This is a genomic window from Streptomyces sp. Z423-1 (assembly GCF_013009255.1).
Taxonomy (GTDB): domain Bacteria; phylum Actinomycetota; class Actinomycetes; order Streptomycetales; family Streptomycetaceae; genus Streptomyces; species Streptomyces gossypiisoli.
Map to the genome: position 1 here is coordinate 2,322,559 of NZ_CP053109.1, position 26,645 is coordinate 2,349,203.

22 protein-coding genes are annotated in these 26,645 nt (G+C 70.8%); 7 read left to right on the forward strand and 15 right to left on the reverse strand.

The features are described from left to right. Nucleotides 1-53: 53 nt before the first annotated feature. From HJD23_RS10455 to rimP, 3 genes are all read right to left on the reverse strand, one after another. Nucleotides 54-350 carry a YlxR family protein gene (locus HJD23_RS10455; RefSeq protein ID WP_171108862.1) on the reverse strand — a complete coding sequence of 99 codons (297 nt, stop codon included), beginning with the start codon at nucleotides 348-350 and terminating at the stop codon, nucleotides 54-56. 101 nt (nucleotides 351-451) lie between these two features. Further along, on the reverse strand, nucleotides 452-1,438 hold the full coding sequence (nusA, locus tag HJD23_RS10460; protein ID WP_171108864.1) for a transcription termination factor NusA: 987 nt from the start codon (nucleotides 1,436-1,438) through the stop codon (nucleotides 452-454). Between the two features lie 2 nt (nucleotides 1,439-1,440). Further along, nucleotides 1,441-1,959 (reverse strand): ribosome maturation factor RimP, encoded by a 519-nt coding sequence (gene rimP / locus HJD23_RS10465; protein ID WP_171108866.1) that lies wholly within the window; start codon nucleotides 1,957-1,959, stop codon nucleotides 1,441-1,443. Nucleotides 1,960-2,154: 195 nt separating this feature from the next. Here rimP and HJD23_RS10470 point away from each other — a divergent pair, with 195 nt between their 5' ends. Genes HJD23_RS10470 through HJD23_RS10485 form a run of 4 tightly spaced genes read left to right on the forward strand, consistent with a single transcriptional unit; the run spans nucleotide 2,155 to nucleotide 4,243 of the window. Next, nucleotides 2,155-2,688, forward strand: coding sequence for a hypothetical protein (locus HJD23_RS10470; protein ID WP_171134011.1), 534 nt, complete (start codon nucleotides 2,155-2,157; stop codon nucleotides 2,686-2,688). Next, complete coding sequence (locus tag HJD23_RS10475) at nucleotides 2,685-2,861, forward strand: hypothetical protein (RefSeq protein ID WP_171108868.1); 177 nt, start codon at nucleotides 2,685-2,687, stop codon at nucleotides 2,859-2,861. Before HJD23_RS10470 ends, HJD23_RS10475 begins: the two co-directional genes overlap by 4 nt. Then, nucleotides 2,858-3,322 (forward strand): ferritin-like domain-containing protein, encoded by a 465-nt coding sequence (locus HJD23_RS10480; RefSeq protein WP_171108869.1) that lies wholly within the window; start codon nucleotides 2,858-2,860, stop codon nucleotides 3,320-3,322. Before HJD23_RS10475 ends, HJD23_RS10480 begins: the two co-directional genes overlap by 4 nt. Nucleotides 3,323-3,349: 27 nt before the next feature. Beyond that, entirely contained in the window at nucleotides 3,350-4,243 is an 894-nt protein-coding gene (locus HJD23_RS10485) for an aminoglycoside phosphotransferase family protein (RefSeq protein ID WP_171108871.1), read from the forward strand. A 96-nt stretch (nucleotides 4,244-4,339) separates the two neighbouring features. Here HJD23_RS10485 and HJD23_RS10490 read toward each other — a convergent pair whose 3' ends face one another. From HJD23_RS10490 to HJD23_RS10520, 7 genes are all read right to left on the reverse strand, one after another. Further along, a complete protein-coding gene (locus HJD23_RS10490) occupies nucleotides 4,340-6,049 on the reverse strand; it encodes a proline--tRNA ligase (RefSeq protein ID WP_171108873.1) in 1,710 nt (569 codons plus the stop codon). A gap of 72 nt (nucleotides 6,050-6,121) precedes the next feature. Beyond that, nucleotides 6,122-6,649, reverse strand: a complete 528-nt coding sequence (locus HJD23_RS10495; protein ID WP_171108875.1) for a GNAT family N-acetyltransferase — start codon at nucleotides 6,647-6,649, stop codon at nucleotides 6,122-6,124. A 63-nt stretch (nucleotides 6,650-6,712) separates the two neighbouring features. After that, nucleotides 6,713-7,561, reverse strand: coding sequence for a GNAT family N-acetyltransferase (locus tag HJD23_RS10500; RefSeq protein ID WP_171108877.1), 849 nt, complete (start codon nucleotides 7,559-7,561; stop codon nucleotides 6,713-6,715). 203 nt (nucleotides 7,562-7,764) lie between these two features. After that, complete coding sequence (gene ispG / locus HJD23_RS10505) at nucleotides 7,765-8,922, reverse strand: flavodoxin-dependent (E)-4-hydroxy-3-methylbut-2-enyl-diphosphate synthase (protein ID WP_171134012.1); 1,158 nt, start codon at nucleotides 8,920-8,922, stop codon at nucleotides 7,765-7,767. A gap of 169 nt (nucleotides 8,923-9,091) precedes the next feature. Further along, nucleotides 9,092-10,384 carry a site-2 protease family protein gene (locus HJD23_RS10510; RefSeq protein WP_171118823.1) on the reverse strand — a complete coding sequence of 431 codons (1,293 nt, stop codon included), beginning with the start codon at nucleotides 10,382-10,384 and terminating at the stop codon, nucleotides 9,092-9,094. Nucleotides 10,385-10,392: 8 nt separating this feature from the next. Continuing rightward, entirely contained in the window at nucleotides 10,393-11,673 is a 1,281-nt protein-coding gene (dxr, locus tag HJD23_RS10515) for a 1-deoxy-D-xylulose-5-phosphate reductoisomerase (RefSeq protein ID WP_171114496.1), read from the reverse strand. 304 nt (nucleotides 11,674-11,977) lie between these two features. Next, on the reverse strand, nucleotides 11,978-13,912 hold the full coding sequence (locus tag HJD23_RS10520; protein ID WP_171114495.1) for an acyl-CoA dehydrogenase family protein: 1,935 nt from the start codon (nucleotides 13,910-13,912) through the stop codon (nucleotides 11,978-11,980). A 418-nt stretch (nucleotides 13,913-14,330) separates the two neighbouring features. On the opposite strand from HJD23_RS10520, the gene HJD23_RS10525 reads away from it, so the two are divergent. Further along, complete coding sequence (locus HJD23_RS10525; protein WP_171114494.1) at nucleotides 14,331-15,344, forward strand: LacI family DNA-binding transcriptional regulator; 1,014 nt, start codon at nucleotides 14,331-14,333, stop codon at nucleotides 15,342-15,344. A gap of 138 nt (nucleotides 15,345-15,482) precedes the next feature. Next, nucleotides 15,483-17,534 (forward strand): glycoside hydrolase family 31 protein, encoded by a 2,052-nt coding sequence (locus tag HJD23_RS10530; protein ID WP_171114493.1) that lies wholly within the window; start codon nucleotides 15,483-15,485, stop codon nucleotides 17,532-17,534. Nucleotides 17,535-17,587: 53 nt separating this feature from the next. Here the strand turns inward: HJD23_RS10530 and HJD23_RS10535 are convergent, their stop codons facing one another. The 5 genes from HJD23_RS10535 to HJD23_RS10555 all read right to left on the reverse strand — a co-directional run bounded on the left by HJD23_RS10535 (nucleotide 17,588) and on the right by HJD23_RS10555 (nucleotide 24,342). After that, complete coding sequence (locus HJD23_RS10535) at nucleotides 17,588-20,053, reverse strand: CBM35 domain-containing protein (RefSeq protein WP_171114492.1); 2,466 nt, start codon at nucleotides 20,051-20,053, stop codon at nucleotides 17,588-17,590. A gap of 101 nt (nucleotides 20,054-20,154) precedes the next feature. Continuing rightward, on the reverse strand, nucleotides 20,155-20,982 hold the full coding sequence (locus HJD23_RS10540; RefSeq protein WP_171114491.1) for a carbohydrate ABC transporter permease: 828 nt from the start codon (nucleotides 20,980-20,982) through the stop codon (nucleotides 20,155-20,157). Further along, nucleotides 20,979-21,899 (reverse strand): sugar ABC transporter permease, encoded by a 921-nt coding sequence (locus HJD23_RS10545; protein ID WP_171114490.1) that lies wholly within the window; start codon nucleotides 21,897-21,899, stop codon nucleotides 20,979-20,981. Before HJD23_RS10545 ends, HJD23_RS10540 begins: the two co-directional genes overlap by 4 nt. Further along, complete coding sequence (locus HJD23_RS10550) at nucleotides 21,896-23,224, reverse strand: ABC transporter substrate-binding protein (protein WP_171118821.1); 1,329 nt, start codon at nucleotides 23,222-23,224, stop codon at nucleotides 21,896-21,898. The genes HJD23_RS10545 and HJD23_RS10550 overlap by 4 nt, the downstream gene beginning before the upstream one ends. 59 nt (nucleotides 23,225-23,283) lie before the next feature. Beyond that, nucleotides 23,284-24,342, reverse strand: coding sequence for a LacI family DNA-binding transcriptional regulator (locus tag HJD23_RS10555; protein WP_240980682.1), 1,059 nt, complete (start codon nucleotides 24,340-24,342; stop codon nucleotides 23,284-23,286). A gap of 77 nt (nucleotides 24,343-24,419) precedes the next feature. Here HJD23_RS10555 and HJD23_RS10560 point away from each other — a divergent pair, with 77 nt between their 5' ends. Further along, nucleotides 24,420-26,573 carry an alpha-galactosidase gene (locus HJD23_RS10560; protein ID WP_171114488.1) on the forward strand — a complete coding sequence of 718 codons (2,154 nt, stop codon included), beginning with the start codon at nucleotides 24,420-24,422 and terminating at the stop codon, nucleotides 26,571-26,573. Nucleotides 26,574-26,645 lie beyond the last annotated feature (72 nt).

The window sequence follows — 26,645 nt, forward strand, 5'->3', positions numbered from 1 at the left end:
TTTCGACTCGCGAGGTACCAGGCCGCACGGGGGGTTCCGTACGGCACGCTTTCTTACCGTGTTGCCTGCTCAGCAACTGTTGTCCGCTCGACGTACCGGCGCAACGCCTTTGTGTCGAGCGCTCCCGGGGCGCGCAGTGCCCGCGTGAACGCCCGGCGACGTATCGCCTGGTCGAGACAGACCAAGACGGGGTGTACATAGGCACCCCGGCCGGGCAGCGTACCGCGAGGATCGGGGACGCATGCGTCCTTGATCGCCACGATGCGCAGCAGCTCGGTCTTGGCCGCTCGCTCCCGGCATCCCACACAGGTACGTTCCGGGCATGCGCGGTCACGCGTCCGGCCAGACACTCCTAAGTCTACCTCCCCGTAACGACCTCACCCCTTTGGGGCAGAGATCGAACAGTTGCAGGGGTATAACTGACGTGATCCAACCCACCAGGGGCCGAGATCTATTCCCCCGGCTGTTCGATGTCCGGACGGATGTCGATCCGCCAGCCGGTGAGCCGGGCCGCAAGTCGGGCATTCTGCCCTTCCTTGCCGATCGCCAGGGACAGCTGGTAGTCGGGCACCGTCACGCGCGCGGAGCGGGCCGTCATGTCAACGACCTCGACCTTGGACACCCGAGCGGGGGACAGCGCGTTCGCCACCATCTCGGCCGGGTCGTCCGACCAGTCGACGATGTCGATCTTCTCGCCGTTCAGCTCGGCCATCACGTTGCGCACCCGCCCGCCCATGGGGCCGATGCAGGCGCCCTTGGCGTTCAGGCCCGCCCGGGTGGACCGGACGGCGATCTTGGTGCGGTGACCGGCCTCGCGGGCGATGGCGGCGATCTCGACGGACCCGTCGGCGATCTCCGGCACCTCCAGCGCGAACAGCTTCTTGACCAGATTCGGGTGCGTACGGGACAGGGTCACCGACGGACCGCGGACGCCCTTGGCCACCCGGACGACGTACGACCGCAACCGCATCCCGTGCGGGTAGGTCTCGCCGGGCACCTGCTCCTGCACCGGCAGGATGGCCTCCAGCTTGCCGATGTCGACGAGCACGTTCTTCGGGTCGCGGCCCTGCTGGACCACGCCGGTGACGATGTCGCCCTCGCGGCCGGCGTACTCGCCGAGCGTGGCGTCGTCCTCGGCGTCGCGCAGCCGCTGCAGGATGACCTGTTTGGCGGTGGTCGCGGCGATCCGGCCGAAACCGGACGGCGTGTCGTCGAACTCGCGGGGCTCCTGGCCCGGCTCCAGGTCCTCGGGGTCCTCCTTCGCCCACACGGTCACATGTCCGGTCTGCCGGTTGAGCTCCACGCGCGCGTGCCGGCGGCTTCCCTCGGTGCGGTGGTAGGCGATGAGGAGGGCCGCCTCGATCGCCTCGACGAGCAGGTCGAAGGAGATCTCCTTCTCCCGGACCAAGCCCCGCAGGGCGCTCATGTCGATGTCCACGGCTACGCCTCCTCCTCTTCCGTCATGTCCTTGTGGTCCTGCTTGTCCTTGCGGCTGAACTCGACCTGGACGCGCGCCTTGGCGATGTCGTCGAAGGTGAGCCTGCGCGCCGTGGGCCTGCGCCCCTTGACCCCGGGTACCTCGATGTCGACGCCCTCGTCGTCGACGGTGAGGATTCTGGCCACCAGCTCTTCGCCCTCCGTCAGCTGGAATCTGACCAGCCGGCCGGTGGCGCGCACATAGTGCCGGTGCTGTGTGAGGAGGCGTTCCGCGCCCGGGGTTCCGACCTCGAGGGTGTACTCGCCCTCGCCCATCGCGTCCGTTTCGTCGAGCCTCGCCGAGAGCGCACGGCTCACATCGGCGATCCGGTCGAGATCCGCTCCGGTGTCGGAGTCGACGACGACACGCAGCACTCGCTTGCGTCCGACCGAGTCCACCGCGATCTCCTCGAGATCCAGCCCCTGGGAGGTGACGAGCGGTTCCAGCAGTTCTCGCAGCCTCTCGCTCTGGGTGGTGCTCATCCGGGTGACTCCTCGGCCGCGTGTGCTGTTGTGGGAAGGTCGCGTGTCTGGTCAAAGGGTATCCGGTCCCGGGCAGTGATGCCGTCCACCTCGGTCGGGACGGTGCCGATGACTGGCCTCGGACACATGCGCGGGTACGGTGATCATTGGGCGTGCCGCCCAGTCCTTTCGTACGAGCCTTCGAGGACGTCAGCCGTGTCGTTTCCCCTGTCGCCGCGCATGCCCTCGGGGCCGCGCAGAAGGACCCTGCTCGCCTCGGCCGCGGGCGTCGCCCTGCTCACCGGCTGCTCGCCCGGCCCCGCCGACTCCGACACCACGGGCGGCAGCCCGTCGGCCGCCGACCGGGCACGCGCGCGTGCGGCCCGGGACAGCGACGGGCTGGTCGCACGGTACGACGCCGTGATGGCCGCCCACCCGGGGCTCACGGAGCGGCTGCGACCGCTGCGCGACGAGGCGGTGCGGCACGCGGAGGCGTTCGGCGGCGTCGCGGCGCAGCCCTCTCCCACGGTGTCGGCCTCGGCCCCGGCCACCGAGAAGGCCCCCCTGACCGTCCCGGACACCGAACAGGCCGCCCTCACCGACCTGGCCACCGCCGAACGGGCGCTGGCGGACCAGCGGGCCAAGGCGCTGCTCGGCGTACCGGGCGAACTGGCCCGCCTGCTGGCGTCGGTGGCGGCGGCCGGGGCGGCGCACGCGTATCTGCTCACGGAGGGCGAGGGCGAGGCATGAGCGAGGCCAAGGGCGGGGAACTGCGGGCCCTCCAGGCAGCGCCGGCGGCCACCGGCGCCGCGTACCTACAGGCGACTCCGGTCGCCGACCCAGCCGCGCGCCTGCAGGGGACTCCGACGGCCATCCGAGCGGCGCACCCGGATCTGCTCACGGAAAGCGAAGGCAAGGCATGAGCGAGGCGAAGGACGGGCAGCTGCGGGCCCTGCAGGCTGCGCTGGCGGCTGAGCATGCCGCGGTGTATGGGTACGGCGTGGTCGGTGGGCGGATCGATGAGGAGCGGCGTGCGGAGGCGCGGGCGGCGTACGACGGCCATCGCGCGCGGCGGGATGCCCTGGTGCGCGAGGTGCGGGCGCTGGGCGCCGAGCCGGTGGCCGCGGCCGCCGGGTACGCGCTGCCGTTCCCGGTGACCGACCCGGAGACGGCCGTACGACTCGCCGCCGAGCTGGAGGAACGTGTGGCCGGGGTGTACTCCGACCTGGTGCGGGCAGCCGACGGTGGGCGGCGGGGCTCGGCCGCGGCCGCGCTGCGCGAGGCGGCGGTGCGGGCGGCGCGCTGGCGCGGCCGGAGCGTAGCCTTCCCTGGGCTCGCCGAGCGGGCCGGCGTCACCTCGGCGCCGGCGACACCGACGGCGTGACGCGTACTGGAAGGGGAAACCTCGCGTATGGCTTTCGAACCGCCGCAGCGTCTGGTCAGAGCGCTCGGTGAGACGGCGCCGGACGGTGACGACTGGCTTCAGAAGTTGCCCGAGGCGGCGCAACAGGCCGTGGCTCTACGCGAGTTGACCGTGGAACGGGTGCAGGTGCCGGGCGGCCGGAGCAGCCTCGTGCTGCTGGTGCGGCGGGCGGACGGCACGCCGGCGGTGCTGAAGCTGGCCCCGCCCCGGGCCCGCCCGGAGAGCGAGCGGGCCGCGCTGGCACACTGGGGCGGCCGGGGCGCCGTACAGCTGCTCGAACCGGCCGCCGCGGACCGTGCGCTGCTGCTGGAGCGACTGCATCCGGAGATGTCGGTGCGGTCGCTGCCCGAGGCCAAGGCGCTGCTGGAGGCGGCGGGGACGCTGCGGAAGCTGTGGGTGGAGCCGCCGCCGGGGTATCCCTTCGAAACCGTGGCCGGGCGGACCGGGCGGCAGGCCGAGGCGATGCGGGCGAGCGCCGACGCGGACCTCGTCCCGCTGGTGGACGCGGCCCTCGCCGCCCGGGAGGAGCTGCTGGCGGCGCCGCCCGAGCAGCGGTTGCTGCACGGCACGTTCCGGCAGAGCAAGGTGCTCGCCGGGGACCGGATTCCGTGGCTGGCGGTCGGCCCCGATCCGGTGGTCGGCGAGTGCGCCTTCGACCTGGCACGGCTCGTCCGGGACCGGGTGGAGGACCTGATCGCCACGCCGTCGGGGGCGGCGACGACCCGGCGGCGGGTGAAGCGGCTCGCGGAGTCCCTGGACGTCGACCAGGAGCGGCTGCGCGGCTGGACGCTGTTCCGGGCCGTGGAGTCGGGCGTGCGGGCGCTGCGCGTGGGGCGGCGGGGTGACTCGGAGTTGTTGCTGGAGTTCGCCGCGTGGTTGTAGTGGTTGCAGACGTTGCGGCTGGTGTGCTGGGGGCTGCCGCCCCCAGGCCACCGCTTCGGCCCTGAACGGGCCGAGGTCCCGTCGGGTGATGCCGTGTCAGGAGGCGGCCGTCAGGCGGGCGATCGCCTCGTCGACCGGGAGTTCCTCACGCTCACCCGTCCTGCGGTCCTTGAGCTCGACCACGCCCTCGCCCGCGCGCCGCCCGGCCACCAGGATCTGCGGTACGCCGATCAGCTCCGCGTCGGTGAACTTCACGCCCGGGGAGACTCCCGCGCGGTCGTCCACCAGGACGCGCACACCGGCCGCCGCCAGCTTGTCGGAGACCTCCAGGGCCAGCTCGGTCTGCAGGGCCTTGCCCGCGGCGACCACGTGCACGTCGGCCGGGGCGACCTCCTTGGACCAGCACAGGCCCTTGTCGTCGGCGGTCTGCTCGGCGAGCGCGGCGACCGCACGGGAGACGCCGATGCCGTACGAGCCCATGGTCACGCGGACCGGCTTGCCGTTCTGGCCGAGGACGTCGAGCTTGAGCGCGTCGGCGTACTTGCGGCCCAGCTGGAAGATGTGGCCGATCTCGATGGCGCGGTCCAGCTTCAGGCCCGTGCCGCACTTCGGGCACGGGTCGCCCTCCTGGACCACCACGACGTCCATGTACTCGTCGACCTCGAAGTCACGGCCCGCGACGACGTTCTTGGCGTGCGTGTGTTCCTTGTTGGCGCCGGTGATCCAGGCCGTGCCGGGCGCCACGCGCGGGTCGGCGACGTACTTGACCTTCTCGCCCAGGCCCTGCGGGCCGACATAGCCGCGGACCAGGTCCGGGCGGGCCGCGAAGTCCGCCTCGGTGACCATCTCGACGACCGCCGGGGCGAAGTGCGCCTCGACCTTGTCCAGGTCGACCTCGCGGTCACCGGGCACGCCGACGGCGACGACCTCGCCGTCGACCTTCACCAGGAGGTTCTTCAGAGTGGCGGAGGCCGGGACGCCGAGGGAGGCGGCGAGCGTCTCGATGGTCGGGGTGTCCGGGGTCGGGATGTCCTCGGCGGCGGGGACGCCGGAGGCGTCCACCGGCTTCAGCTCGTAGGTGATCGCCTCGGTGTTGGCGGCGAAGTCGCAGTTCGGGCAGTCCGCGAAGGTGTCCTCGCCGGCCTCGGCCGGGGCGAGGAACTCCTCCGACTTGGAGCCGCCCATCGCGCCGGCGGTCGCGGCACAGATGCGGTAGTCGAGGCCGAGGCGCTCGAAGATCCTCTGGTACGCCTGCCGGTGCAGGGCGTACGACTCGGCGAGGCCCTCGTCGGCGAGGTCGAAGGAGTAGGAGTCCTTCATCAGGAACTCACGGCCGCGCAGGATGCCCGCGCGCGGGCGGGCCTCGTCCCGGAACTTGCTCTGGATCTGGTAGAGGATCACCGGCAGGTCCTTGTAGGACGTGCACTGGTCCTTCACCAGCAGGGTGAAGATCTCCTCGTGGGTGGGGCCGAGGAGGTAGTCGCCGCCCTTGCGGTCCTTCAGCCGGAACAGCTCCTGGCCGTACTCGTCCCAGCGGCCGGTCGCGTCGTACGGCTCACGCGGCAGCAGCGCGGGGAGCAGCACCTCCTGGGCGCCGATCGCGTCCATCTCCTCGCGGACGACCCGCTCCACGTTGGCGAGGACCTTCTTGCCGAGCGGCAGCCAGGACCACACGCCGGCGGCGGTACGGCGGACGTAGCCGGCGCGGACGAGCAGCTTGTGGCTGAGGACCTCGGCGTCCGCCGGGTCGTCGCGCAGCGTCTTCGCCATCAACTGGGACATGCGCTGGACCGATGCGTTCGCCATGGTTCTCGTACTCCTGCTGCGTAAGGGTTATGGCAGGAGGTTAGCCGGGGGGCACCTGGCGGTGGAAATCGGTTAACGGCGCAGGGGCAGTGGGGCGCCCATGACGGCGTACGGCTTGGGGGCGCTCGGGAAGTGGACCTGGCGGGCCAGGTCCTGGTAGCCGAGGGAGTGGTAGAGGCCGCGGGCGGGGCTGTCGGTGTCGATCGCCGAGAGGATGGAGCGGGTTTCGCTCGCCGTGTCGGTGATCGCGGTGATGAGGGCCCGGCCGATACCGCGGTTCTGGTAGCGGGGAAGGACGTGCAGCTCGGTGATCACGAAAGAGTTGTCGAGCCAGTCGGCGTGGCCCTGGGCGCGGAGGTAGGGCTCCACTACGGTGGACCACCAGTGGGTGCGGTCGTTGGGCATGCCGTAGACGAAACCGACCAGGCGGCCTTCCGTTGTCGCGCCGAGGGCTCTCGCGCCGGGGTAGGTCATGTGGCGCAGGACGATCTGGCGGCGGACGGCTACCTCGTCGGGGCCGAGGCCGAAGGCTGCGGCTTGGATTGCGAGGGCCTCGTCTACGTGGGCGGGGAGGTCCAAGGGGCCGATGACGAGGTCCATGGCGGGAGCTTACAGGGGGGTTTCGGTTGTCCGCGGAGTGCGGGCTGGATGGAACAGCACGTCTCAGAACAACACGCTCATGAACGCGCCGACCTCCTGGAAGCCGACCCTTCGGTACGTCCTTCTCGCCGCCGTGTTGTAGTCGTTGACGTACAGGCTGACCACCGGGGCGACCTCCGCGAGGGCGTAGCGGAGGACCGCTGCCATGCCGGGGGCCGCCAGGCCCCTGCCCCGGTACTCGGGGGCCACCCAGACGCCCTGGATCTGGCAGGCCCGGTCCGTCGCGGCGCCGATTTCCGCCTTGAAGACGACCTTGCCGTGGTCGTCGAGGCGGGCGAAGGAGCGGCCGGAGCCGACGAGTTCGGCGACGCGGGCCTGGTAGAGGAGGCCACCGTCGCCGGCCAGCGGGGAGACGCCGACCTCCTCGGTGAACATCGCCACGCACGCCGGCATGATCGTCTCCATCTCGTCCTTGCGGACGCGGCGGACGTAGGGGTCCGGGGCGATGTCGGCGGGCATGCGGTCGGTGACCATGAGCGGCTGGTGGGCGCGCACCTCGCGGGCCGGGCCCCAGTGGGGTTCGAGGAGCCGCCAGAGTTCGGCGGTGGGTTCGGCGGGGCCGACGACGGAGGAGCAGCGGCGGCCCGCCCTGCGGGCGCGGTCGGCGAAGGCGCGGATGGCGCGGGGGGTGGCGCAGATGGGGACGAGGTTGGCGCCCGCGTAGCAGAGGGAGGTCAGCATGCCGTCCTCGTACCAGCCCCACATCTCGCCGCCGAGCCGCCACGGGTCGAGGCCGGCGACCTGGACCCGGGAGGCCACGAAGGCGTTGGCCACCGGCTCGCGGTCGAGGACGGCGAGCGCGGCGTCCAGGTCGCTCGGTTCGAGGACCCGGGAGGTGGTCTGGGTCAACACGGGCGGGGCCTCACGGGTGGGATCTGCTGATCTCCGCACTGTACCTGCGGAAGCTGAGCCGTGCCGCCCTGCGTGAGGTACCGCCCGTTTTGAGGTGGGGGGTGTTGGTGTGCGCCTACTGACTCGGGTGGTTTCTGTTTGCTTGGCGGGTGCGGGTGTCGTGTGGTTTCTCGCGCAGTTCCCCGCGCCCCTTAGGGCGTTGTTCAGCCGGCGACTGACACCGACGGCTCGCCCGACGTCACACCGTCCGCCTCCATCTGTTCGGCCAGCTTCATGGCCTCCTCGATGAGGGTTTCGACGATCTTGGACTCCGGGACGGTCTTGATGACCTGGCCCTTGACGAAGATCTGGCCCTTGCCGTTGCCGGAGGCGACGCCGAGGTCGGCCTCGCGGGCCTCGCCGGGGCCGTTGACGACGCAGCCCATGACGGCGACGCGGAGCGGGACCTCCATGCCGGTGAGGCCGGCCGTGACCTCCTCCGCCAGCTTGTAGACGTCGACCTGGGCGCGGCCGCAGGACGGGCAGGAGACGATCTCCAGGCCGCGCTGCCTGAGGTTGAGCGACTCCAGGATCTGGATGCCGACCTTGACCTCCTCGGCGGGCGGCGCCGACAGCGACACCCGGATCGTGTCGCCGATGCCCTGCGAGAGCAGCGCTCCGAAGGCGACCGCCGACTTGATCGTGCCCTGGAAGGCGGGGCCCGCCTCGGTGACGCCGAGGTGCAGCGGGTAGTCGCACTGGGCGGCGAGCTGGCGGTAGGCCTCGATCATCACGACCGGGTCGTTGTGCTTGACGGAGATCTTGATGTCCCGGAAGTCGTGCTCCTCGAAGAGCGAGGCCTCCCAGAGGGCCGACTCGACCAGGGCCTCCGGCGTCGCCTTGCCGTACTTCTGCAGCAGGCGCCGGTCCAGGGAGCCGGCGTTCACGCCGATGCGGATCGGCGTGCCGTGCTCCTTGGCGGCCTTGGCGATCTCCTTGACCTTGTCGTCGAACTGCTTGATGTTGCCCGGGTTCACCCGGACCGCGGCGCAGCCCGCCTCGATCGCGGCGAAGACGTACTTCGGCTGGAAGTGGATGTCGGCGATGACGGGGATCTGCGACTTGCGGGCGATGGTCGCGAGGGCGTCGGCGTCGTCCTGGGTGGGGCAGGCCACGCGGACGATCTGGCAGCCGGAGGCGGTGAGCTCGGCGATCTGCTGAAGGGTGGCGCCGATGTCCGACGTACGGGTCGTGGTCATGGACTGGACCGAGACCGGCGCGTCCCCGCCGACCGGCACCGAGCCGACCTGGATCTGCCGGCTCTTCCGGCGCTCGGCGAGCTTGGTCGGAACGGACGGCATGCCGAGAGAAATCGCAGTCATCTGCTGTGCAACCCCAAGTCGTGGATCAAGGTCCGGTCCCGTCAGCAGCGGGCTCCAGGCTTCGAGATTACGGCACGCGTTTGTGCGTCAGCACCTCACGCCCCGTAAACCCACTCGATGGAAGGCGGCCCGGCATCCAGCATGCCGGGCCGCCGCCAACTCCGTATGGCTAGGAGATTCTCACCGGGTTAACCACGTCCGCGATCAGGACGAGGACGGTGAAGCAGATGAAGATCCCCGCCACCACGTAGGCCACCGGCATCAGCTTCGCCACATCGAACGGGCCCGGGTCGGGCCGCCGCAGCACCTTCGCCAGGTTCCGCCGCAGCGACTCCCACAGCGCGCCCGCGATGTGCCCGCCGTCGAGCGGGAGCAGCGGGAGCATGTTGAACAGGAACAGGGAGAGGTTGAAACCGGCCACCAGCATCAGGGCCATCGCCAGCTGCTGGGTGGGTGGGATGTCGAGGGTGAAGATCTCGCCGCCGACGCGGGCCGCGCCGACCACGCCCATCGGGGAGTCGGGTTCGCGTTCGGCACCGTCGAAGGCGGCGTTCCACAGGGCCGGGATCTTGCCGGGCAGGGCAGCGAGGGAGTCGACGGCCTCACCGACTCGGTCGCCCATCCACACCAGGGACTCGTCGAAGTCCTGCCGGACGACGCCGGTGGCGGCGCTGAAGCCGAGGAAGCCGGCGGTGACGTACTCGCCCTGGACGATCTGGCCGCTGGAGTCCTTCTTGGCGACCTGGTTGGTGGCGATCTTCGCGTGCAGGGTGACGTCCTCGCCCTTGCGGTCGACGACGATCGGCACCTCCTTGCCGGGGTTGGCGCGGATCAGGTCCGACAGTGCGTTCCACTCGTCGGTCCGGACGCCGTTGAAGGAGACGATCTTGTCGCCCGCCTTCAGGCCGGCCGCGGCGGCCGGGGAGGGCCGGTCCGCCGAGGTGCACGTGTCGCGGTTCTCGCTCTGTGCGATCACGCACTGGGAGACCGAGCTGACGGTGGTGGTCTGCTGGGAGATGCCGAAGCCCATCAGCACGATGAGGAAGAGGACGAACGCCAGGACCAGGTTCATGAACGGGCCCGCGAACATCACGATGACCCGCTTCCACGGCTTGCGCGTGTAGAACATGCGGGTCTCGTCGCCGGGCCGCAGCTCCTCGAAGGCGGCCGAGCGGGCGTCCTCGATCATGCCGCGCCAGGGCGAGGTGGAGCGGGCCTCCACGCGGCCGTCGGGGCCGGGCGGGAACATGCCGATCATACGGATGTAGCCGCCGAGCGGGATGGCCTTGATGCCGTACTCGGTCTCGCCCTTGGTGCGTGAGAACAGTGTCGGGCCGAAGCCGACCATGTACTGCGGGACGCGGATGCCGAAGAGCTTGGCGGTGGACAGATGCCCCAGCTCGTGCCATGCGATCGAGATCAGCAGGCCGACCGCGAACACGACTATGCCGAGGATCATCATCAGGGTCGTCATGCACGCGCCTCCGCGGTGGCTGTCTGCGCCGTATGTCCGGTCTGTGCCGTCAGTTCACGGGCCCGGGCGCGGGCCCAGGTCTCCGCTTCGAGGACGTCCGGCACGGTGAGCGAGGTTCCCGTGCCGGGAGTGCCGTGTTCGTCGACGACCCGGGTGACCGTCTCCATGATTCCGTTGAACGGCAGCGTGCCACGCAGGAACGCGTCCACGCACTCCTCGTTGGCGGCATTGAACACCGCCGGGGCGGTGCCCGCGAGCTCTCCGACGTGCCGGGCGAGGCCGACCGACGGGAAGGCGTCGGTGTCGAGCGGGAAGAACTCCCAGGTCGACGCCGTGCTCCAGTCGAAGGCGGGCGCCGCGTCGGGGACGCGCTCGGGCCAGCCGAGGCCGATGGCGATGGGCCCGCGCATGTCCGGGGGCGTCGCCTGGGCGATCGTGGATCCGTCCGTGAACTCAACCATCGAGTGGACATACGACTGCGGATGCACGACCACCTCAATGCGTTCGAAGGGAATGTCGTACAGCAGGTGTGCCTCGATGACCTCCAGGCCCTTGTTGACGAGGGTCGCGGAGTTGATCGTGATCACGGGTCCCATGGCCCAGGTGGGGTGGGCGAGGGCGTCCTCGACGGTGACGTTCGCCAGTTCCGCCTTCGTCCGGCCGCGGAAGGGGCCGCCGGACGCGGTGACGACGAGCTTGCGGACGTCCGCGCGGGTGCCCGCGGCGAGCGCCTGGAAGAGCGCCGCGTGCTCGGAGTCGACGGGGATGATCTGGCCGGGCTTGGCGAGGGCCTTGACCAGCGGGCCGCCCACGATGAGCGACTCCTTGTTGGCGAGCGCGAGGGTGCGGCCCGCCTCCAGGGCGGCGAGGGTCGGGGCGAGGCCGATGGAGCCGGTGATGCCGTTCAGCACCGTGTGGCAGGCGGAGGCGGCGAGCTGGGTGGCCGCGTCGGGTCCGGCGAGGATCTCGGGGAGCGGCTCCCCCGCGCCGTACTGCGCGCTCAGCGCGTCCCGCAGCGCCGGTACGACGTCCTCGCGGGCCACCGCGACGGTCCGGACCCGGAGCCGGTACGCCTGCTCGGCGAGGAGGCCGACCCGGCCGCCGTTGGCGGACAGGCCGGTGACCCGGAAGCGGTCCGGGTTGCGCAGGACGAGGTCGATGGCCTGCGTGCCGATCGACCCGGTGGACCCGAGGATCACCACGTCCTTCGGGCCGTCGCCCGTTACGGGGTCGTGGACCAGGTGCGGGTCGGCGAGGGGTGCGGGACTGTCACTCATTGCTCCATTGTGGCCGCACGCGCGCGTGCGCAGACAGGGTGTCCCCCTCACGGGGGTGTGTTGCGGAAGGTCGCCGGAACGACGCGCATCACCGACACCGGGCCGGCCACCGCTTCTTCGACGAGTCCGCAGGCGGATGCGCTCTCCGTGCGCGCGGAGGCGGGTGACGACCCGATCGGGCGGCGTACTCGGTCCCATCGCCGCACCCTATGCGGCGTGATCCCTCGCCGAGCATCGCGGGGACGGGTACGAGGCCCGGCCGCCGGGCAGGGTGTCCCCTCCCGGGAGGACACCCTGCGGGCTCTCACCGGATCGGGCGGTGCACGTTCTCCTTCCGGGAAGGGCCGGGGGTCGCGTCCGCGATCCACGGTCCGTCTCCGGACGGGTCGACGACGCCCTGCTCCAGCCACTCGTAGCTGCCCGCCAGGACCCCCTTGACCACCTTGCGGTCGAGGTCGTCGGTGTTGGTCCACAGCCGGCCGAAGAGCTCGTCGACGCGGATGCGGGACTGGCGGCAGAAGGCGTCGGCGAGTTGGTAGGCCTCACGGCCGTGCTCGCCCCGGCTGCGCAGGAGTTCGGCGCGGACGCAGGCCGCGCTCATCGCGAACAGTTCGGCGCCGATGTCCACGATCCGGCCCAGGAAGCCCTGCTTGGTCTCCATCCGGCCCTGCCAGCGGGACATGGCGTAGAAGGTGGACCGGGCCAGCTTGCGGGAGGTGCGCTCGACGTACCGCAGATGCGGCGAGAGGTCGATGCCGTGCTTGAACTCCCCGTACGACGACGGGATCTGCCCCGGTCCCGCCACCAGCTTCGGCAGCCACTTGGCGTAGAAGACACCGGCCTGCGCGCCCGCCTTCGCCTTGTCCTGCAGGGACTTGTCGGGGTCGATCAGATCACCTGCGACCGAGAGATGGGCGTCGACCGCCTCGCGGGCGATCAGCAGGTGCATGATCTCGGTCGAGCCCTCGAAGATACGGTTGATCCGCAGGTCGCGAAGGATCTGCTCGGCGGGCACCGCGCGCTCGCCCCGGGCCCGCAGGGACTCGGCCGTCTCGAAGCCGCGGCCCCCGCGGATCTGGACCAGTTCGTCCGCCATCAGACAGGCCATCTCGGAGCCGTACAGCTTGGCGAGCGCGGCCTCGATGCGGATGTCGTTGCGGTCCTCGTCCGCCATCTGGGACGACAGGTCCAGTACGGCCTCCAGCGCGAAGGTCGTGGCCGCGATGAACGCGATCTTCGAACCGACCGCCTCGTGCAGCGCGACCGGCTTGCCCCACTGCTCCCGGGCGCCCGACCACTCCCGCGCGATCTTCAGGCACCACTTCCCGGCGCCCACGCACATCGCGGGCAGCGACAGCCGGCCCGTGTTCAGGGTGGTGAGGGCGATCTTCAGGCCCGCACCCTCCGGGCCGATCCGGTTGGCGGCCGGGACGCGGACCTGGTGGAAGCGCGTGACACCGTTCTCCAGGCCGCGCAGGCCCATGAAGGCGTTGCGGTTCTCGACGGTGATGCCCTCCGCGGTCGCCTCCACGACGAAGGCCGTGATGCCGCCCTTGTACCCCTCGGACTTCGGCACGCGTGCCATCACGACCAGGAGGTCGGCGATGACGCCGTTCGTCGTCCAGAGCTTCACGCCGTCGAGGATGTAGTCGTCGCCGTCCGGGACGGCGGTGGTGGCGAGCCGGGCCGGGTCGGAGCCGACGTCCGGTTCCGTCAGCAGGAAGGCGGAGATGTCGGTGCGGGCGCAGCGCGGCAGGAAGGCGTCCTTCTGCTCCTGGGTGCCGAAGATCTTCAGCGGCTGCGGTACGCCGATCGACTGGTGGGCGCTCAGCAGCGCGCCGATGGCCGGGTTGGCGGAGCCGACCAGGGCGAGGGCCTTGTTGTAGTACACCTGCGTCAGGCCCAGGCCGCCGTACTTCGTGTCGATCTTCATGCCGAAGGCGCCGAGCTCCTTCAGCCCGTCGATCACCTCGTCGGGGATCCGCGCGTCCCGCTCGATGCGGGCGGAGTCGATCTTCGTCTCGCAGAAGTCGCGCAGCTTGGTGAGGAACTCCTCGCCGCGCTGGGCGTCCTCGTCCGGAGGCAGGGGGTGGGGGTGGATGAGGTCGAGGCGGAAACGCCCGAGGAACAGTTCCTTGGCGAAGCTGGGCTTGCGCCACTGCTGTTCCCGGGCCGCCTCCGCCACCTGGCGGGCCTCACGTTCGGTGACGGTGGGTCGGGTGGTGGGAGCTGCGGACATGAGGGTCACCTCGCCGCGAAGAGGGATGAGGATCCGATGTGGTTACCGACGGGTGCTACCCGTTCGTATGTACCCGATCCCGGGCGCGGCCACCACCCCGCGCGCAACCGTTCAGCCGAACTCGGCCCCGCGGACCCGTTGCACCAGGGGCCCTTCCGGGAGACGGTGCAGGTACGTCCGTTCGAGCGACCGCACCGGCAGGCGTCGCCCGCTGCCCGGGATTCCGTGTCGAAGTTTCTGGGTCGTAGATTCCGGGTCGTAGATTTCTGGTCGTAGATTTCTGGTCGAAGATTCCGTGTCGAAGCGCTTCGACTGACTATGGACACCCACCCCCGCTGGAGCTACTGTCGAACCACCCTCACCCGCCGTTGTTCGCCCTGCGCACTGTCGAAGCGCTTCACAAAGCTTGGAGAGCTGGATGGTCACCCTCGCCGAGGTCGCCCAGCACGCCGGAGTGTCGGCGAGCACGGTGAGCTATGTCCTCAGCGGCAAGCGGTCCATCTCCGCGACCACCCGGCACCGGGTCGAGCAGAGCATCCGGGAGCTGGGCTACCACCCGAACGCCGGCGCCCGCGCCCTGGCGAGCAGCCGGTCCAACATCATCGCGCTGATGATCCCACTGCGCACGGACATGTACGTGCCGGTGATGATGGAGATCGCCATCGCCGTCGCCACCACCGCCCGCACCCACGGGTACGACGTCCTGCTGCTCACCGGCGAGGAGGGCCCCGACGCGGTACGCCGGGTCACCGGCAGCGGGCTCGCCGACGCGATGATCCTGATGGACGTGGAACTGGACGACGACCGGCTGCCGTTGCTGCGCGGCACCGACCAGCCGTCCGTCCTGATCGGGCTGCCCGCCGACACCACCGGCCTGACCTGCGTGGACCTCGACTTCGCGGCGACCGGCGCGCTGTGCGTCGAGCATCTGGCGATGCTGGGTCACCGTGACATCGCTGTCATCGGTGAGGCGCCCGCGGTGTACGAACGGCACACCGGTTTCGCCGAGCGCACCCTCGACGGGCTCCGCTCCCGCGCCCGGGAGCTGGGCCTCAGGGTGCTGCACCGGCCGTGCGAGGGCGGGTACGACGCGATGGCGGCGACGCTCGCCCGGGTCTTCGACGAGCGCCCGGCGACCACGGGCTTCGTCGTGCAGAACGAGTCGGCGGTCGAACCGCTGCTCGCGCTGCTGCGCCAGCAGGGCCGGGCCGTGCCGGAGGACGTGTCGGTGGTCGGGATCTGCCCGGACCAGGTCGCCACCCAGGCGTCGGTGCGGCTGACGTCGGTCGCCATCCCGGCGCAGGAGATGGGCCGGCACGCCGTGGAACACCTGGTCGCCAAGCTGGACGGGCGCGGCAGCGACGAAGTGCTGCTGCTCGCCCCGGAGTTGACGGTCCGGGCGAGCACGGGCCCGGTGCCGTCCGGGTCCTGACCCGCACCTTCCAGGCCTTCGAGCGGCCTTCGAGCGGCCTACGAGTGGCCTACGAGTGGCTTCGAAGGCACCTCCCTGTCTGCACCTCCCTGTACTGCACTGCCCTGCCCTGTCTGCACTCCCCCAGGAGCACGCCACGTGAATCAGCCTGCCGAAAACCAGACCCCTTCAGGCGCGGTCAGCCTCGCGCAGTCCTCCCCCACCGTCGGCACGTTCCGGGAGCGGGACGGCGCTCTGGAGTGGAGCGGCCGCCAGGAGACCGTACGGATCGAGCCGTGGGGACCGGACGCGGTCCGGGTCCGGGCGCGGCTCGGCGGCCCGATCCTTGACGGACTGCCCGGCGCGCTGCCGGCCGAGGCCCCGGCCACCGAGAGCACGGTCAAGATCGGTGACGGCGAAGGGCAGCTGACGGTCGGGGCACTGACCGTGCACGTCGACGCCGAGGGGCTCATCCGCTTCCTGCGCACCGACGGCTCCGAGGAACTCCTCGCCGAGGAGCGCGCCCACTTCTGGTGGCCCGGCCCCCGCCTGTACACGGCCGTCGGCAACGGCCACCACCGGCTGGAGCAGCGGTTCGCCGCCTACGAGGGCGAGCAGCTGTACGGCCTCGGCCAGCACCAGCACGGGCGGCTCGACCAGAAGGGCCTGGTCATCGACCTGGTCCAGCGCAACGCCGAGGTCGGCATCCCGGTGCTCACCTCCAGCCGGGGCTACACCCTGCTGTGGAACAACCCGGCGATCGGCCGCGTGGAGCTGGCGCACAACGGCACCCGCTGGGTCGCCGACTCGGCCCGCCAGATCGACTACTGGATCACCGCGGGCACCCCGGCCGACGCGCAGCGCCGCTACAGCGCGGTCACGGGCCGGACGCCGATGCTGCCTCAGTGGGCGGCGGGCTTCTGGCAGTGCAAGCTGCGCTACCGCACCCAGGACGAACTCCTCGCCGTGGCACGGGAGTACAAGCGGCGCGGGCTTCCCCTCGACGTGATCGTCTGCGACTTCTTCCACTGGACCCACCTGGGCGAGTGGAAGTTCGACCCGAAGGAGTGGCCCGACCCGGCGGCGATGGTCCGCGAGCTGGCCGAGCTGGGCGTGCAGCTGGTGGTCAGCGTGTGGCCCTCGGTCTCACCGCTGTCCGAGAACCACTCCCTGATGGAGCAGCGCGGCTACTTCATCGGCACCCAGTACGGCCCGCTGGCCCACGCCGACTGGCCGGACAAGGAGGTGGCGTCGACGGTCCAGGTCGCCTTCTACGACGCCACGAACCCGGACGCCCGGGAGTTCGTGTGGTCGCGGGTGAAGGCGAACTACCTAAAGCCGTACGGCATCAAGGCCTTCTGGCTGGACGCCTGCGAGCCCGAGCTGAAGCCGGGCTTCCAGGAGAACCTGCGCTACTGGGCGGGCCCTGGTCTGGAGGTCGGCAACCTCTACCCGGCGGAGAACGCCCGCGCCTTCCACGAAGGCCTCCAGGCGTCCGGCGAGGACGAGATCATCACCCTCAACCGCTCGGCCTGGGCGGGCAGTCAGCGCTACGGCGCCGCCCTGTGGTCCGGGGACATCGGCACCGACTTCCCGACCCTGCGCCGCCAGATCGCCGCCGGTCTCAACACCGCGCTCTCCGGCATCCCCTGGTGGAACACGGACATCGGCGGCTTCCACGGCGGCGACCCGTACGACCCGGAGTACCGCGAGGTGATGGTCCGCTGGTTCCAGTTCGGCGCGCTGTCCCCGCTGATGCGCCTGCACGGCTTCCGCGACCCGGGCATGCCGCTGGGCCCTGAGATGACCGGCGGCCCGAACGAGGTGTGGTCGTACGGCGAGGAGGCCGGCGCGATCCTGGAGAAGTACCTGCGGCTGCGTGAGCGCCTGAAGCCGTACGTCCTCGACGTCATGCGCGAGGCCCACGAGGAGGGGCTGCCGGTGATGCGGCCGCTGTTCCTGGAGTTCCCGGAGGATCCGGCGACCTGGTCGGTGGACGACGCCTACCTCTTCGGCCGGGATCTGCTGGTGGCGCCGGTGCTGACGGCGGGCGCGACGGCCCGGACGACGTATCTTCCGCAGGGCGCGCGCTGGACGGACGCGTGGACCGGTGAGTCGTACGAGGGCGGTGCGACCGTGACGGTCGACGCCCCGCTGGACCGTATCCCGTTGTTCCTGCGGGACGGGGTCTCGCTGCCGGTCGCCGAGTAGCGAAGGGCCTTGGCCGCCGGGAGGTCCCGGCGGCCAAGGCCCCGCGGAGACGGCTATCCGACGACCCGGCCCAGTTCGATCCGGTCGATGTCCGGTGCCCACGCGGTCGCGTTGCCGAACGTCACCTTGTTGGAGCCCTTCTTCAGGTCGACGGGGACCCCGAGGGTCCAGTAGTCGTCCCAGCTCCAGGTGTTCTTGAAGGTGACCTTCCGGGGAGCGCCGGAACCGACGGTGATGTCCGCCGTACGGGACATGATGTCCGTGTTGTAGGCGTGGCCGTTGTCGCGCCGGTCGTTGTGCGCGTAGTGGACGACCAGCAGATAGCGGCCGGGCCTGGGCGCGTCGACCGTGAACTCGGCGGTGCTGTCGGCGCTGTTGCCCAGCCGGCCGATGTACGACCCGTCGGAGGCGTACGCCGACTCCACCAGCCGGGCACCGCCCGCGAGGGTGGCCGTGGCGCCCTCGTAGGAGAGCGTGCCCGCGGTGGAGCCGCCGCCCGAGACGTCGAGGGAGCGGACGGCGGCGTGGCCCGCGGTCATCGCGACGCGGTTGTTGCCCGCGACGAGGTAGAGGCGCAGGGGCCGTCCCGGTGCCGCCGTCACCGTCTCTCCGTGCAGCGCGATCCGCACCGCCGCCGACGCCCTCGGCACCACCGTGTAGTAGCCGTCGCGCGGTGCGTACACGTCGAAGACCGCCTTGTCGCCGCCCCGCAGGACGAGCGCGCCGGTGCCGACGCCGGTGGAGGAGGAGTAGTCGTAGGAGGGCCGTCCGCTGATGTCCGCGAGGGTGGCCTCGTACGACGTCGAGGGCTCGCCCGTGCGGGCGGTCAGGTCGATGCGGTCGAGGGTGACCTCGGCGTCGCCCTTGGCCAGGGTGAGGACGTGGGTTCCGGCGGGGAGCCGGACGGTGACGTCCCGCTTGGCGCGGTAGGTCCAGTTCTCGGTGGACGGGTAGGTGACCGTCACCGGTTCCCCGCCGTCGATCGACAGCTTCTGGGTGGCGGGGGCGCCGGACTGGTTGCCGTAGAGGATCGCCAGGTCGTAGGTGCCGGTCTCGGGCACCGTCACCGTGAAGTCGACCTTGCTGGTGGGGGTGTTGAGCGAGCCGACGTCCTTGGTGCCGGAGGCCGCGTAGCCGTTGGCGTTGCTGACGGTGCCCTGCGTGTAGACGCGGCCGCCGGTGATCGCCGCGTCCTCGGCCTCGTACGAGGCGGACCACGGGACGGCGGGGGCGGCCGGGGTGCCGGAGCCGCCGGGGGTGAGGACGATCCGGTACGCCGACATCTTGTGCATGCCGCGCAGCGGGACCGTCACCGTGCCGTCGGCCGCGACGGTGAGCTTCGTGCGGGCGAGGACGCGGGGCGCCGCGTGCTGTCCCTCGTACCCCGACCAGGCGGCCTCGGCGACGGCCGCGGTGACCGTGCGGCCGAAGAGCGACCGGGGGACGTTGTGCACGACCACGTCGGAGTCGCCGGCGGAGCCGCCGAGCAGGACCTGGGCCTGGCGGCGGGAGCGGTCGAGGGAGGCGAGGCCCTGGAGGGTGTCGACGGTGTGGGGCTGGGGCGGGGTCACCTTGACCGTGTCGCCGGTGAGCCCGGCGTACCAGCGGAAGAACCACCAGCCGCCGTTGGGGATGTTGCTGCGCACGACATGGCCGCTGAGGTTGCCGGCCGCGTCCCAGTAGGCCGCGTTGGCGTACACCTTGTTGCGCTCGAACATCGAGACCCACTGGACGAGTTGTCCGGGCACGGACAGGTCGCGGCGGTTGGCGTACTCATCGATGTTGATCTTCAGGGGTGCGATGCCCGCCTCGCGTTCCAGCGTGCGGTAGTTGTCGTAGTGCGCCTGGAAGTCGCGCAGCGAGCCGGGGCCCAGCTCGTGCCAGGTCATGATCTGCGGGAGGACGTTCTCGCGCTTGGCGAAGGCGAGGAAGTCGCGGAGCAGACGGGTGTGGTAGGCGGCCTCATTGGGACCGGCGATCCTCGCGTCCGGGTCGATGGCGCGGATGCGGTGGTAGACCGTCTTCCAGTCCTGGAAGAAACGGTCGCGGTTCTTCTCGTAGGTGGCCTGGTCGGAGACGCCGAGGTGGTACCAGATCTGGTCGGGCTCGTTGAACGGGATGTAGACGAAACGGTCGCTGTTCGGGTCGGCCGCCACCTGCTTGACGATCTTGTCGACCTTGGGGAGGTAGTCGTCGATGCCGAGGTCCTCGTACGGCCATTTGGCGTAGATGTCCTGCATCATGACGTTGATCTCGCCGCCGCCGTTGCGGAAGAACGACTGGGAGACGGTGAGGGCGTCGCCGTTGGGGTGCTGGGCGCCGCCCTCCGGCTTCTGCGAGATGCTGGTGATCTTCAGGGGCTCCAGGGCCGCGTCGCTGGGCACGCCGTCGTCGCTGAGGCCGTAGAGCGCGCCGTTGGCGCCGAGCGTCACCGGGCCCTCGGAGGCGGCGAGGTCGACGGTGAGGCGCTGCGGGCCGGCAGCTGCGGCCGGTCCCGCGGTGGGGAGTGTGCCTGCCATGGTGGCGACTCCAAGTGCGGCTGTGACCAGGGCGGTTCTGGTACGGGATCTCGTGCGGGATCTGGTGCGGGGGCTCACGCTGGACCTCCGTTGACTGAGTGCTACTTGACGGCTCCACTGGTGATTCCGGACACGATCTTTCGCTGGGCCACCAGGAACACGGCGACCATCGGCAGGCTCATCACCACGACGTAGGCGAAGACGAGATGCCAGTTGTTGAGGTAGAGCTGGGTACTGGCGACCTTGTAGAGGTTGAGCGGGAGGGTCGCCCGCTCTCCGCCGCCGAGGACGAAGAACGCGTAGAAGATGTCGCTCCAGGCATAGAGCATCACCATGATCGTCGCGGTGGCGATGACGGGCCTGAGCAGCGGCAGGATGATGCGCAGGAAGATCCGCGGCGGCCCGGCCCCGTCCATCCGCGCGGCCTCCTCCAGCTCCATGGGGATCGACCGGATGAAGCCGGTCATGAAGAAGATGGAGGTGGAGAGGTACATGCCGGTGTAGACGGCGATCATTCCTGGGCGGGTGCCCGCCAGGCCGAGCTGGCGCAGCTCCATCACGATGGTGATGACGGCGGGCGGCAGCAGCAGTCCGCTGATGCACAGCGCGTACGCCGCCGAGACCAGCTTCGACCTGCGGCGCGCGAAGACCCAGGCGGCGCCCGCGCCGAGGATCAGGACGAGGACGACCGACGGCACCACGACGAGCAGGGAGTTGAGGAAGCCGCGGAGCATCTCGCCCTGGCTGACGGCGTCCTGGTAGTTGCCGCCCGGCTGCCAGTGCCCGGGCATGTCCAGGTTCGGCTTGATGGCCTCGGCCTGCGGCTTGGCGGACGTGACCAGGACCAGCCACAGCGGTACGCCGACGGCGAGCCCGGCGAGCAGGACGACCAGGGCCGGGCGGCCGTACCGCCACACCACCGCGGTCACAGCAGCTGCTCCCTTCGCCGCAGGCCGACGACCAACGGGATCGCGATGACGACCACCACCAGGAACAGCACGAGGCTCATCGCGGAGGCCTGGGCGTACAGGCCCTGGCCGAAGATCCGGAACATGTAGATGTTGAAGACCTCGGTGGAGGCCGCGGGGCCGCCGCCGGTCGTGGCCTGCACGATGTCGAAGGTGTTCATCGAACCGATCAGGGCCGTGGTGACGTTGAAGGTGACCGCCGGGGCGAGCATCGGCCAGCGCACCGACCAGAAGGTCCGCCAGGGGCCGGCGCCGTCGCACTTCGCGGCCTCCAGCATGTCGCCGGGGATGCCCTTCAGCCCGGCGAGATAGATCAGCATCGACAGGCCCATCCACTTCCAGCCGTGGATGACCGTGACGAGGACGAGCGTCCAGGTCGTCGAGCCCAGCCACGGAATGTCCGTGCCCAGCACCGAGTTGACGGCGCCGTCCTGGTCGAGGAGGGTCTGGAAGACGTAACCGGTCGCGAGCGCCGAGATGAGCACCGGGAGGAAGAAGACGGCCCGGAAGAACCGGTTGAAGCGGGTGTCGGACTCCAGCAGCAGCGCGAGCACCAGCCCGAAGCCGTTCTGGAAGAGCGCCGCCAGCAGGGCGTAGAGCAGCGTCGTGCGGATCGCGCGGAGGAGGGAGCCGTCCGCGGCGATGGTGCGGAAGTTGTCGAGGCCGGTGAAGGCGATGTCCGCGTGGTAGGAGGACCAGTCGGTGAACGGGTAGTAGAAGTTGAGCAGGTTGGGCACCAGGAAGAAGCCCGCGAAGACGGCGATCGCGGGCAGCGCGAACCACCAGGGGTGGTGGACGGCGGCACGCGGCAGCCGCCCGGCCTTCTTCGGTACGCCCGTCACGGGCGGGGGCTCGGTGCGTACGACCGTGTCCGTCATGGCTGGAACCCGGGTGCGCCCTGGGCCTTCGCCACCTGCGTGAACTGGTCCTGGATGGCCTGGGCGACCTGCTCCGGCGTCTTCTTGTCGTAGAGCATGTCGGCGAGGTAGAGGTGCGTGTCCGGGGCGACGATCGCCTTGGCCTGGAAGACGCCGATCGCCGTCGGCAGCGCGGCCACCTGGTCCTTGGCCGTCTGCGGCAGCCCGTCCGGGGTGGGCACGGACGGCTGCACGGACGGGATCTTCATCTCCTCGATGTAGGCGGGGTAGTCGGGGCCGAGCCAGAAGGCGAGGAACTGCCGGGCGGCGTTCTGCCGCTTCTCGTCACCGGTCTTGAACGCGACGACGCCGTTGGTCTGGTCGGGCGAGTACATGCCGGTGGCGGAGGAGTTGGCGATCGGGAACCAGCCGATCTTCTGGTCGATCTCGGCGGTGGAGTACTTGGCCTGCAACTGGCTCTGGAAGGAGGTGACGTTGAGGACCATGCCGGCCTCGCCCTTCCACAGGGCGTCGGCCTGGCCGGTGAAGGTGCCGGTGCGGTAGTTCTTCTGCGCGAGTCCGGCGTCGAGCAGCTGCTCCTTGTACTTCTTGATCGCGCCGACGACGGCCGGGGCGGTCCACTTCTCCTTGTTCCGGTTCAGGTCCGCCCACCACTGCTGGTCGAGGTCGGTGAGCTGGACCTGCATCTGCCACTGCAGGGGCCACTTGTCGCCGCCGGCCTCGTAGAAGCCGGCCGCGTCGGTCTTGTCGACCACCTGGTGGCCGAGCGCCAGCAGTTCGTCGTACGACTGCGGGAAGTCCTTCTCACCGAGGCCCGCCTGCTTGAAGACGTCCTTGTTGTAGTAGACGCCGAGCATGGCGGGGCTGGTGACGATCGCCGCGTACCGCTTGCCGTCGATGACGCCGAGGGACCGCTCGGTGTCGCCGAGTTTCGAGACCCACTCCTCGCCGTCGAGGGTGAGGAGGTTCTGCTGCGGCTGCACGAACGGCAGCGTGGAGATGGACGGCTGCCAGAACATCAGGTCGGGCCGGTCGCCGGAGGCCAGCTTCGTCGGCACGTTCTGCTCGTAGAGGTCCGGGATCGCCTGCGTCTCCACCTGGGCGCCGGTGGCCTTCTCGAAGGCGTCGATGACCTGCTTCGGCGCGTTGACGGTGTTCTGCGCCGTCCACATCGTCAGCCGTACGCCGTCCAGGCGGGCGGTGGGGTCGACCACCGCCTGCTTGTCGTCCGTACCGGCGTCGCCCGCGGTGGGGTCGCTGCACGCGGTGGCGGCCAGGGCGGAGACGCATATCAGGGCCAGCGCGGGGAGGGCTCGTCTCATGATCACGTACCTCACGTGCCTTTCACGAACGGGGGTCCAGGAGGCGGCGGTACCGGGCTTGTTCAGTCGTGGGCGGGCGGCGGCCCCGAGCTTTCCCGCACCACCAGTTCCGGTACGGAGACGGGGTGCGGGGCGATCCGCGCGGACTTCTCCAACACCCCGTGCAGCAGGGCGAACGCGGCCCGTCCGAGGCCGGTGAAGTCCAGGCGTACGGTCGTCAGGGACGGGGTCAGATAGGCGGAGTGCGGGGCGTCGTCGAAACCGGCCACGCTGATCTCGCCGGGGACGGAGCGGCCGGTCTCGTGCAGGGCGCGCAGGACGCCGAGGGCGAGGTCGTCGTTGCCGCACAGGATGGCGGTGACGTTCTGGTCCTCGGCGAGTCGCAGGCCTGCCGCGTATCCGCCCGCCGGGCCCCAAGAGCCCTGCAACGGACGGGGTTCGGGGGCTCCGGCCTCCCGCAGCGCCTGCCGCCAGCCCGTCGTACGGGCGCTGGTGCGGCGGGTGCTGGACGGGATGGCGACGTAGTGCACGGTCTCGTGGCCGAGGGCGAGCAGATGGCGGGTCGCCTGGTAGGCGGCCTCGCGGTCGTCGGTCCACACCCAGGGCCGGTCGTCGCCGGGCCGCCCCGCGGGGGTCTCGACGACGCCGACGACGGGCAGTTCGGCGGGGACGGCCTCCAGGGCGCGGACGCCTGCCGGATCGTAGGCGATCACGATCAGCCCGCCGCCCGCGTCCGCCGCCCGCTGCACCGCGGCGGCGACGGCGGCTTCCTCCGCCGACTCCAGGACGCCGATCGCCATCGTGTACGAGGCGGCGCGGGCCTCCTCCTCGATGCCCTGGAGGATGGAGGCGTAGCCGTGGTGGGTGGTGTTGGCGGTGAGCACGGTCACGGCCCGCGTGCGTCCGCTGGCCAGGGCGAGGGCGGTGGCGTTGCGGCGGAAGCCGAGTTCCTCGATGGCGGCGAGCACGCGTTCCCGGGTGGACGGCTTGACGCTGGGGTGGCCGTTGATCACCCGGGAGACGGTCTGGTACGAGACGCCGGCGGCGGTCGCCACGTCCCTGATGCTCGCCGGTCTCCTTGTGTGACCGGTCACATTCATGCCAGGATTGTGACCGGTCACACAGGGGTCGTCAAGACACCGTAACGACGGATTCACACGGCCGAAGCGGGCAACGCGCGGGGCCGGGAGGGGGCACCTTGACCGGTACGGCGGCGGACGGGACGTGGAACCGCTTTTCCTGGGGGCACTCGGCGCTGGACGTCGAGTTCGCGACGGCCTCGGACGGGCCCCTGCGACTGGTCCGGCTGGGCGGCGGGCCCGCGCCCGGCGACCTCGAAGCCGCCCTCCCCCTGGTCGAGTTGACCGCCCTGGGACACGGCAGTGGCTGGTCCGGACCCCGCTTCACCGGTACGGCCCTCGGGACGCGGCTGCGCCACCGGGGTCACCGCAGCGGCACGCGGGCGGGCTGGGAGTGGCTGACGGTCGAACTCCACGACCCCCTGACCGGGTTGACGGCGTCGGTGGAACTCTCCTCCCCCACCGGACTGCCGGTGCTGCGCTCCCGGGTCCGGCTGCGCAACGACGGCACCGAACCCCTCGTCGTCCAGTCCGTCAGCAGCCTGCTGCTCGGCGGCCTGCCCTCCCCCGACACCCTCGACGTGCACCGGGCCCGCAACGACTGGCTGGCGGAGTGCCGTTGGTACGCCGAGCCGCTGCGGGCGGCGGTCGCCGACATCAACGCCGGCGCCCATCAGCACGACAGCCGGGCGGCGCTCTGCCTGGTGGGGCGCGGCAGCTGGCCCACCGACGGCCATCTGCCGATGGGGGCGCTGACGGAGCGGGGCGGCGCGGGACGGGCCTGGGTGTGGCAGGTGGAGTCCCCGGCGGGCTGGCGCTGGGACCTGGGGGAACGCGCGCACGGCACGTATCTCGCGCTGAACGGCCCCACGGACGCCGAGCACCAGTGGCGGGTGCGGCTGACACCGGGCGAGGAGTTCACGACGGTGCCCGGGGTGCTGGCGCTGGGCTCCGGCCTGGACGCGGCGCTGGCCGCGCTGACCTCGTACCGCCGCGCCGTACGCCGCCCCCACCCGGACCACACCACCCTGCCGGTCGTCTTCAACGACTACATGAACACGCTGATGGGCGACCCGACGACGGAGAAACTGCTGCCGCTGATCGACGCGGCCGCCGAGGCCGGCGCGGAGTACTTCTGCATCGACTCCGGCTGGTACGACGACGACACGCGGGGCTGGTGGGACAGTGTCGGCGAGTGGCTGCCGTCGGCTCGGCGCTTCCCGGACGGGGGAATCGTCGCGGTCCTGGACCGGATCCGGGAACGCGGCATGGTGCCCGGGCTGTGGCTGGAGCCGGAGGTCGTCGGGGTGCGCAGCCCGGTCGCGGCCGCGCTGCCGCCGGAGGCCTTCTTCCAGCGGGACGGCGTACGCCTCACCGAGCAGGGGCGGCATCAGCTCGACCTGCGGCATCCGGCCGCCCGGGCGCACCTCGACAAGACGGTGGACCGGATCGTCGGCGACTGGGGGGTGGGCTATCTCAAGCTGGACTACAACATCGTGGTCTCCCCCGGCACCCAGGCGCCCGGGGACCTCGCACCGGGCGCCGGGCTGCTCGGCCACGCCCGGGCGTACCTGGAGTGGCTGTCCGAGGTGCTGGACCGGTACCCCGGCCTGGTGATCGAGAACTGCGCCTCGGGCGGCATGCGGATGGACGGGGCCAGCCTGGCCGTCACCCAGCTCCAGTCCACCAGCGACCAGCAGGACCCTCTGCGCTACCCGCCCATCGCCGCCGCCGCGCCGAGTGCCGTGCCGCCCGAGCAGAGCGCCGTCTGGGCCTACCCGCAGCCGGAGTTCGACGACGACCTGATCGCCTTCACGCTGGGCGGGGCGCTGCTCGGCCGCATCCATCTCTCCGGCCACCTCGACCGGATGTCACAGCGGCAGCTCGGACTCGTGCGGGACGCGGTGGCGACGTACAAGGCGATCCGCGGGGACCTCGCCCGGACGGAGCCGTTCTGGCCGCTGGGGCTGCCGGGGTGGACGGACGAGTGGGTGGCGCTGGGGATGCGGGTGCCGGACGGGCCGTCGTATGTGCTGGTGTGGCGGCGGGGCGGCGAAGCCGAGGGCGGGACCTCACGCCGGACCGAACTCCGCCTGGGGATTGGCCGGATGGCCCACTTGGCGGCCCGCGAGGTCCGTACGGAGATCCTGCATCCGTCTGCTCCGGGCGCCGGCTCGGCGGTCTGGGACGGCGACGGCGACGGCGACGGCTTGAGGGTGTCGCTGCCGCGCACGCCCGGCGTGCTGCTGGTCCGGCTCACTTCGGGCGCATAGGCGGCCCTCCCTGTGTACTTATAGGCACTGTGTACTTATAGGCACAGCAAGCCCGTTCGATGAGATACGTTC